Raw genomic sequence first — 8,999 nt, 5'->3', positions numbered from 1 at the left:
GGCCACCTGGACTTCATGCCCATGGCCCTGGCCTCCGCCCAGGAGCAGATCCGCGCTGGCAATCTCAAGGCGCTGGCGGTGCTGAGCACCGAGCCGGTGGAGCAGCTCCCCGAGATCCCACCGATCACCGAGTTCCTGCCGGAGATGGAGACCTTCCTGCCCTGGGGGCCCTTCTGGGGCGCCTACGTCCACCCGGACACCCCGGACGCCATCAAGGCCACCCTGGAGAGCGCCTACGCCGAGGCCATCGCCCACGATGACTTCCAGGCCTTCCTGACCCGCAATGGCGCCACCTCGCTCAACCTGCAGGGCGAGGAGGCCGACGAGTTCCTCGCCCGCTGGCAGTCGGTGACCGCCTGGGCCATGGAGGATGCCGGCTCGGCCAAGGTCTCGCCGGAGACGCTGGGCATACCGCGCCCCTGAGCGAGCACCTCGACAAGACCGACGACGCCAGCGGCCAGACCGCTGGCGTTGTCATGATGGTAGAGAAGAAAAAGACCCGCCGTGAGGCGGGCCGGAGAGAACAGCGGGGAGGCGGGGGCGACTCAGCCCTTGTCGGCGGCCTTGATCAGGGCATCCAGTGCCGCCTGGTAGCCCTGGGTGCCGAGCCCGGCGATGACGCCGTCGGCGCGCAGCGAGACGTAGGAGTGGTGACGGAAGCTATCGCGCTTGTGCACGTTGGAGAGGTGCACCTCGATGACCGTGCCGTCGAAGGCGTTCAAGGCATCGAGGATCGCCACCGAGGTGTGAGTGTAGGCCGCCGGGTTGATGATGATCCCCACCGTGCCGTCGAGGCGGGCGGCATGGATGGCGTCGATCAGCACGCCCTCGTGGTTGCTCTGCTTGCACTGGATGTCCCAGCCGGCCAGGATCGCCTTCTCGCGCAGGGCGTTGTCGACGTCGTCCAGGGTCTCGTAGCCGTAGATCTCGGGCTGGCGGGTGCCCAGCAGGTTGAGATTGGGTCCGTGCAGGACCAGTACCTTGCCCTGACTCATGCGTCGTTCTCCTTCAGCAGTTCGCGGCGGTAGTGGGCGAAGAGGGTCGCCGCCTGGGCCTCGGCGGCGGCACGCTTGGCCTCATCCTCGCAGAACAGCTTGAAGGCGTCGACGCCCTGGAAGACGAACAGGCTGACGCCGCTCACCACCGCCGCGCCGGCCGCCTTGGCGGCGGCGACGAACTCGGTGACCGCCGGCACATAGACCGCATCGAAGATCCAGTGATGGGCCGCCACCAGCTCGCTGGGCAGCGGGCAGCCGGGGCTCTTTTCATGGCCGACCGGCGTGCAGTTGACCAGGCCATCGCAGCTCGGCACCGTCTCTGCGACCTGTTCCGGCGTGATGGTGGAGGCCTTGAAGCCGTGGGCTGCCAGCTCAGCGGCCAGCTGGCGCGACTTGCTCTCATCGAGGTCCATCAGGATCACCTCGCTGGCCCCCAGGCTGGCCAGGCCAAAGGCCACCGCCTTGCCCACCCCACCGGTACCGAGCTGCAGCACCCGCCCCGGCTCACGCTCGCCCAGGGTCGCCCGGAAGCCGCTCATGAAGCCGGTGAAGTCGGTGTTCTCGGCGATGATCTCGCCGTCTTCGAACACCAGGGTGTTGGCGGAGCCGACCATGCTGGCGCCCCGGGACGGGCGGGTGGCCAGCTTCACGGCGTCCTCCTTCCAGGGGTAGGTGACGTTCACGCCGCGGTAGCCCTCGGCGATCACCTTGCGGACCTGCTGTTCCAGCGAGGCGATGGGCTGCTCGTTGGCATCGAAGAGGTCATAGGTGGCGGGAATGCCGGTCAGCTTACCGAGCCGCACGTGCAGGTCGGGCGAGCTGGAGTTCATGATGGCCTTGCCGATGAGACCGAGTTTCATAGCTATCCTCCCTAGCGAAGGCGACGCCATGCCGCCTCCTTGTCGTTGTTGTGGGCCGCCCCTCAGCGCTGGGCGGCCTGGGCCGCCAGGCGGATGGCCGCGTTGGCCGCGCCGAACTGCTGGTACCCGCCACGCCGCTCGACGATCTCGAAGAAGAAGCGTCCCGAGAAGGTCTCGGTGTAGGCGTGGAAGAAGTCCCCTTCCTCGGTGCGATCGAAGAGGATATTGCGCTTGCGCATCGCCGCCAGCAGCGCCTCGTCGAGGCCGAAGCGCGCCTCCAGATCGTCGTAGTAGTTCTGCGGAATCTTCAGCAGCGGCAGGCCTCGGGCCTGGATCTCTTCGACACTGGCGAAGATATCGCGGCTCTCGAAGGCGATCTGCTGCACGCCGCCGCGAAACTCGCTGAGGAAACGCCCGGGCTGGGTATCCTGGGCCTGGGAGACCGTCAGCGGCAGGCGGATGCTGCGGTCGGGGCTGACCACCGCCTGGCTCACCAGCATGCCCCGCGGGTCGATGATCTCATTCTCGGCTTCGGCGCTGAAGCCGAACACGGTGCGGTGGTACAGCTGCCAGCCCAGCAGCTGGGTCGCCGGCAGCACGTAGGAGATGTGGTCGATGCGGGCCAGGCCGGCCTCGTTACGGCTATCCTGGTCGAACAGCTCGAAGTCGGTCCGCCACTGCAGATCATCGGCAGCCGTATCGTCCACCAGGTAGACCAGGCTGCCCTCGATGCCGCGCAGGGCGGGAATCTCCATCTCGCCCTCACCCACCTGGCCGCGGAAGGTCGGGGCCTTGAAGGCCTTGGCTCGTGCCAGGGCGCGCTCGACATCGTCGACCCGGAAGCCCACGGCGCACACCGAAGTGCCGTGCAGCAGCCGGAAGGTGTGGGCGAAGCTGTCGGTCTCGAAGTTGAGGACCAGATGGATCTCGCCCTGCTTCCAGAGCTCGACGTTCTTGGAGCGGTGGCGCCCCACGTGGCGAAAGCCCAGCGCCTCGATGAATTCGCCCAGCGGCGCGGCGCTCTCCTCGTCCAGGGTGAACTCGATGAAGTGGATGCCGCTGTAGTGCGGCGCCGGCGGGATCTCGTCGGCCCAGGGCCCCGCGGGCAGCAGGTTCTCGAGCCAGATCAGCGAGCGTAGCCCGTCCAGGGCGGTGATCTCGGTGGGGGCGGCGCGGAAGGCGTCACTGAAGATCTCCAGCGACAGCGGGCCGTCATAGCCGGACCTGGCCAGCGCCTGCATGAACGACTCGAGTGGCAGGCGGCCCTGTCCGGGGAAGCAGCGGAAATGACGGCTCCACTGCAGGATATCCATCTCCAGCAGCGGGGCATCGGCCACCTGGACGAAGAAGATCTTCTCCCTGGGAATCTTGCCGATGGTCGAGAGGTCATGGCCCCGCGAGAGGATATGGAAGCTGTCGAGCACCACGCCGAGGTTGGGGTGATCGGCGCGCCGCACCGCCTCCCAGGCATCCCGGTAGTCGGAGATATGCCGCCCCCAGGCCAGCGCCTCGAAGCCCACCCGGATATTGTGCCGAGCCGCCCGCTCGGCCAGTTCGCGCAGGTCGGCCACGACGCGGTCCATGTCGTCGATGGCCTGGGGCGAGACGTTGCTGCAGACCAGCAGGAAATCGGTGCCCAGCTGCTCCATCAGATCGAACTTGCGCTCGGCGCGCTGGAGGTTGCGGCTGCGCTGGGGCTCGGGCATGGCCTCGAAATCGCGGAACGGCTGGAAGGCGACGATGGCCAGGCCCAGATGCTCGCACAGGGCCTTCACCTCCTCCGGGGAGCCATCGAAGGAGAGCAGGTCGTTCTCGAAGATCTCCACGCCGTCGAAACCGGCGCGGGCGATGGCCTCCAGCTTGGTTCTCAGGTCGCCGCTCAGGCAGACGGTTGCTATGGCACGCATCCTCATCCTCTCCCGGCCCCTCTCACCGGATGGCGATGGCGGCCTCTCTTGTCATCAGGAACGGTATCACCCGCCCGGGTCGAATTATAGAACTCAGTTTTAATGTTCGCATAGCGTTCTTTAGTTCGCAATATGCATGATGGCCGCAGGAGGGTCTCGATCTCCCGGACGGCACGCTTCACCGAGTCGGGCCAATCAATGACTACTACTATAGAGGCAGGTACTGGCGAGCGGCACGGTCCGGGCCACCTCATCATGAAGCTCGGTGCCGAAACACCGCTCCACCCCCTACCTTCGTCGAAGACAGGCAGATGGGCATTGACACAATTGGAAGCGAGTTCTAGTGTTCGCACATAGCACTTGCGTTCGATGAGCGAACAATAGCCGACCACCCACCGAGGCCAGGCACCTGGCCCAGCACATAACACAATAACCCCCCGGAGGATTTCACATGTTCAAGCCGCTTCTCACCGGACTCGCCGTTGCCGCCGGCTCCCTGGCACTCGCCGGCAGTGCGCTGGCCGACTACCCCACCCGCAACATCCAGGGCACCATCCAGTGGGGTACCGGTGGCGCCACCGACAACGTGGTGCGCAGCCTGACACCCCACGTCGAGGAGGTCCTCGGCAGGACCATCGTGCTGACCAACCGCCCGGGCGGCACCGGCGTGATCGGCATGAACCATGTGATGCGCCAGCGTCCGGATGGCTACAACATCCTGTTCGGCGCCGAGAACCCGCAGCTCTACCCGCTGATGGGCCTGGCCGACTTCACCTATGACGACATGCATACCGTTAACATCATCGGCCAGGGCCTGGTGGTGATCGCTGCTCACCCGGACAGCCCCTTCGACACCTTCGCCGAGCTGCTCGAGCATGCCAAGGAGAACCCCGGCACACTGCGCATGGGCGGTACCGGTGCCGGCGGCCTGCCCAGCACCATCCACGCCATGATCAATGCCGTGGACGAGCTCGACGTCCGCACTGTCACCTTCGGTGGCGATGGCCCCGGGGTCACCGCCCTGCTGGGCGAGCACATCGACTTCATGCCGCTGAGCCTCTCCGCCGTGGCCGAGCAGATCCGTGGTGGCCGGCTCAAGGGCCTGGCCGTGCTGACCGACGAGGAGCTCGAGGAACTGCCCGGCGTGCCGCCGATCACCGAGGCGCTTCCCGACATCGAGTCGTTCCTGCCCTGGGGCCCGTTCTGGGGCGTCTTCGTGCATCAGGACACGCCTGACGAGATCAAGACCACCCTCGAGGATGCCTATCAGGAGGCCGTGGCCAGCGACGGTTTCCAGGAGTTCCTGACGAACTTCGGCGGCGCCACCCTGAACCTGCGCGGCGAGGAAGCCCAGCAGTACCTGGATAACTGGCAGTCCGTGACTGCCTGGGCCATGTACGATGCCGAAGCGGAAACGATCAAGGTGTCACCCGAAGAGCTTGACATCCCGCGTCCGTAATCCCACTCACCGCAGCAGGGGGGTGAAGGGCTCGTTGCCCTTCATCCCTTGGAGTCTTGTCATGAGCAAGCAATTCGAAAGGGTCCAGGCCGGCGAAAAGGTCTTCGACTGGCTGCTGCTGCTGTTCAGCATCGGCGTGCTGTTCGAAGCGTACCGTATCGATGGTGCGCTGCGCCTCAATTCTGCGGGCTCGTTTCCTATCGGCCTGGCGCTGATCATGCTGGCAGCATCACTGACCATTGTTGTCAGCCACCGACGCAAGCAACGCGATCCTCGTATTCGCAGTGCCCTGCACGAGTTCCAGGTATTTTTCCACGAGCACTTCCAGCCGCATATCATGATTTTCACGGTGGTCGCCATCATCTACCTGGCGGCCATTATCTGGCTCAGCTTCTTTATCAGCACCTTCGTCTTCCTGGCGGTGATGATCATCTACTTCCGCCAGGGCAGAATCATCAGCTCGCTGATAATCACCTCCCTGGCCATCGTGGTGATCTATGTGCTGTTCACCATTGTCTTCCGTGTCTACCTCCCCTGATCCGCGAGGCTCCCGATGAGTGATACGCTTTCCTTTCTGCTCATGGCCTGGATGGATCCAGGTCTGCTCGGCCTGACCGCACTCGGCGTGCTGGCCGGCATCTATATCGGCGCCATCCCCGGCCTGTCGGTCACCATGGCCGTGTCCATCCTGATCTCCTTCACCTTCGCCTGGGACATCAACAACGCCCTGGCACTGATGGTCGGCATCTACGTGGGCGGCGTCTATGGCGGGTCACGGACGGCCATCCTGCTCAATATTCCCGGTGCACCCTCGGCGGTGGTCACCGCCTTCGACGGCTATCCGTTGGCCCAGCGCGGCGAGGCCGGTCGCGCCATCGGCCTGAGCACCGTGATGTCGGTGATCGGGGGCTTCATCGGTGTGGCCGTGCTGGCCGGCACCGCCCCCTACCTCTCCGACCTCGCCCTGCAGTTCGCCCCCCGCGACTACTTCCTGATCGCCGTCATGGGGCTGCTGCTGGTCAGTTCACTCTCCGGCAAGTCGCTGGCGCGAGGCATCTTCTCGGTGGCGCTGGGCGCCACCATCGGCCTGGTCGGCATGGACATGGTCACCGCCCAGCCGCGTCTGACCTTGGGCAGCATGGAGCTGCTCGGCGGCATCCACTATGTGGTGGTGATGATCGGCCTGTTCGGCGTGGCCGAGGCCTTCTACCAGCTGCACAACATGGCCAAGGTGCCGGTCAAGCAGAAGGTCGACAAGATCATTCCGCCGCTGAACATGGTGCTGAAGTTCCTGCCGCTGTCGATCCGCACGTCCATCATCGGCGTGGTGGTCGGCGCCCTGCCCGGCACCGGCGGTGATATCGCCTCGCTGTTCGCGTACGACCATGCCAAGCGCACCGTCAAGAACCCCTCCACCCCCTTCGGCGAGGGCGCCTACGAGGGTCTGGTCGCCCCGGAGACCGCCAACAATGCGGCGGTGGGCGGCGCCTATGTGCCCATGCTGACACTGGGCATGCCCGGCGACGCGGTGACCGCGGTGATCATCGGCGCCCTGGTCATTCATGGCCTCAACCCCGGCCCGATGCTGATGATCGAGACGCCGCACATCTTCTGGTTCACGGTGGGCAACCTGGCCCTGGCCAACATCTTCCTGCTGATCTTCGGCCTCACCGGCATCAAGATCTTCTCCAAGGTGGTGGAGATTCCCAAGGCCATCCTGATCCCCCTGATCCTGGTGCTCTGCGTGGTCGGCACCTACTCGCTCAACAGCAGCATGATGGAGGTCTACTGGATGCTTGGCTTCGGCATCCTGGGCTACTGGCTGAAGGTCTTCGGCTTCCAGATGGGGCCGATCATCCTCGGCGTGATTCTCGGCCCCCTGCTCGACGAGTCCTATCGCCAGGCCATGTCATCGGTGGGCGATCGCGGCGGCGACTTCCTGCTCGCGCTGGTCACCAACCCGCTGTCGCTGGTGCTGACTTCGGTGATCGTGCTGGTGCTACTGAGCAACACGCCCCTCAAGGGTTGGCTGATGGGACGCTTCCAGCGAAACTAAGCCTGTCCATCCGGAATCGACAACGCGGCCCGATGGGCCGCGTTGCTGTTTTGGATCTGGTCGGCACGAGTCATCGGCAACGGGCAGGAGGAAAGGGTCTTGAGTGACGATATCGCAACATCCGGCTACGCCCTGGTCTTCGATTTCGATGGCGTGGTGCTCGACTCGGCGACGCTCAAGCGCCAGGCCTTTGCCGACCTCTATCGCGACGAGCCCGAGGAGCAGTACCGGGCGGTGGTGGCCTACCTCAGCCGGCGGGGCGGGCAGCCGCGTGAGGTGAAATTCCGCCACATCGAGGCGCATATCCTCGGCCGCGAAGCCGGCGAGGACCGCATCCGCGAGCTGTGCGACCGATTCAAGGCCAGCGTCGAAGAGCGACTGCTCGAGGCACCGGCGATTGCCGGCGCGCTCGAATTCCTGGAACGCTGGCAGGGTCGGCTACCGCTCTACCTGCTCTCGGCCACGCCGGAGCACGAGCTCCGGGCGATCGTCGCGCGCCGCGACCTGGCCCGCTATTTCCGGGAGGTGGTCGGCTCGCCTCCGGACAAGGTCACCGGCCTGCGCAATCTGCTGGCACGTCACCAGCACGCCCCCCGAGATACCGCCATGATCGGCGACTCCTACAACGACTACCGCGCCGCTCGCTGTCGAAGCTGTAACGCCCCTCTCTCCTCCTCCGACCTGGCAAAACATCCAATCTGGTCAGATTGGCCACGGCGGCAACTGTCACTTCCACGCCGACCTGCCGACAATGCGGTTCAACAAGGAGGCGCGACGTGTGGGTCGCGCGAGATTTCTCTCCAGAAGATTCCTTGTAGACCCAGGCTCACTGCACTCGACAATCAAGGGTTATCGATAGCAGGGAGAGGCACACAACAAGACCCCGAGGTGACCAGATGGACAAGACTCGACTGAAAGGAAAGAACTGCCTGATTACCGGTGCTGCACGCGGCATGGGTGCCGCCGTCGCCGAACACTATGCCGCCCAGGGCGCCAATGTCTGCGTGGCCGACTTGAATATCGAGGGCTGCGAGGAGGTCGTCCAGCGCATCAACGCAAGGGATGGCGGCAAGGCCATCGCGGTCAAGCTCAACGTGACGGATCGCGACCAGGTGAAGGCGGCGGTACAGGCCACCGTCGAGGCCTTCGGCAGCCTCAACGTCATGGTCAACAACGCCGGCATCAACAAGCCGCTGATGTTCCTCGATATCACCGAGGAGAACTGGCATCAGATCATGGACGTCAATGCCCTGGGCTGCCTGCTCGGCATGCAGGAAGCCGCCAAGCAGATGATCGCGCAGGGCAAGGAGAACGGTCCCTACAAGATCCTCAATGTGGGCTCCATCCTGTCCCGCCAGGCCTTCGATGACGTGGTGCCCTACTCCTGCAGCAAGCACGCCGTGCTGGCCATGATCAACGGGGGCGCCAAGGCGCTGGTCGACCACAATATCACCGTCAACGGCTATGGCCCCGGCGTCGTGCGCACCGAGCTGTGGGAACAGCTCGACAAGGACCTGGTCAGCATCGGAAAGTTCGACAAGCAGGGCCAGTCCATGGACGAGCTCGCCGAGAAGATGATCCTGATGAAGCGCTACTCCTACCCGGAAGATGTGGTCGGCACCGCCTCCTTCCTGGCCAGCTCGGAGTCGGACTACATGACCGGCCAGCTGCTGATGATAGACGGCGGCATGATCATGCAGTGATGTCACCGGCAGTCGG

The 8,999-nt window shown here is 64.8% G+C and carries 9 protein-coding genes; 6 read left to right on the top strand and 3 right to left on the bottom strand.

Annotated features, from left to right (window positions below):
• Positions 1-423 (top strand): tripartite tricarboxylate transporter substrate-binding protein (locus tag J5F18_RS04610; protein ID WP_346301148.1); only part of this gene is annotated, 423 nt, incomplete at its 5' end.
• A gap of 122 nt (positions 424-545) precedes the next feature.
• On the opposite strand, the gene aroQ is transcribed toward J5F18_RS04610, so the two are convergent.
• From aroQ to J5F18_RS04595, 3 genes are all read right to left on the bottom strand, one after another.
• A complete protein-coding gene (aroQ, locus tag J5F18_RS04605) occupies positions 546-995 on the bottom strand; it encodes a type II 3-dehydroquinate dehydratase (RefSeq protein ID WP_346301147.1) in 450 nt (149 codons plus the stop codon).
• Positions 992-1,858, bottom strand: a complete 867-nt coding sequence (locus J5F18_RS04600; protein ID WP_346301146.1) for a shikimate dehydrogenase — start codon at positions 1,856-1,858, stop codon at positions 992-994. The genes aroQ and J5F18_RS04600 overlap by 4 nt, the downstream gene beginning before the upstream one ends.
• Before the next feature lie 62 nt (positions 1,859-1,920).
• Entirely contained in the window at positions 1,921-3,765 is a 1,845-nt protein-coding gene (locus J5F18_RS04595; RefSeq protein WP_346301145.1) for a TIM barrel protein, read from the bottom strand.
• A gap of 451 nt (positions 3,766-4,216) precedes the next feature.
• On the opposite strand from J5F18_RS04595, the gene J5F18_RS04590 reads away from it, so the two are divergent.
• From J5F18_RS04590 to J5F18_RS04570, 5 genes are all read left to right on the top strand, one after another.
• Positions 4,217-5,224 carry a tripartite tricarboxylate transporter substrate binding protein gene (locus J5F18_RS04590; RefSeq protein WP_346301144.1) on the top strand — a complete coding sequence of 336 codons (1,008 nt, stop codon included), beginning with the start codon at positions 4,217-4,219 and terminating at the stop codon, positions 5,222-5,224.
• Positions 5,225-5,285: 61 nt separating this feature from the next.
• The gene (locus J5F18_RS04585; RefSeq protein WP_346301143.1) at positions 5,286-5,762 is read left to right on the top strand and encodes a tripartite tricarboxylate transporter TctB family protein; all 477 of its coding nucleotides are present in this window, start codon (positions 5,286-5,288) and stop codon (positions 5,760-5,762) included.
• Between the two features lie 15 nt (positions 5,763-5,777).
• The gene (locus J5F18_RS04580) at positions 5,778-7,280 is read left to right on the top strand and encodes a tripartite tricarboxylate transporter permease (RefSeq protein WP_346301142.1); all 1,503 of its coding nucleotides are present in this window, start codon (positions 5,778-5,780) and stop codon (positions 7,278-7,280) included.
• A gap of 99 nt (positions 7,281-7,379) precedes the next feature.
• A complete protein-coding gene (locus J5F18_RS04575; protein WP_346301141.1) occupies positions 7,380-8,195 on the top strand; it encodes an HAD family hydrolase in 816 nt (271 codons plus the stop codon).
• Positions 8,177-8,983, top strand: a complete 807-nt coding sequence (locus tag J5F18_RS04570) for an SDR family oxidoreductase (protein ID WP_346301140.1) — start codon at positions 8,177-8,179, stop codon at positions 8,981-8,983. Before J5F18_RS04575 ends, J5F18_RS04570 begins: the two co-directional genes overlap by 19 nt.
• The last annotated feature ends 16 nt before the right edge of the window (positions 8,984-8,999 follow it).

Source organism: Halomonas sp. BM-2019 (genome assembly GCF_017584085.1).
The sequence above is the reverse complement of the archived record's forward strand: the minus strand, read 5'-3'. Positions and strand labels throughout refer to the sequence as shown.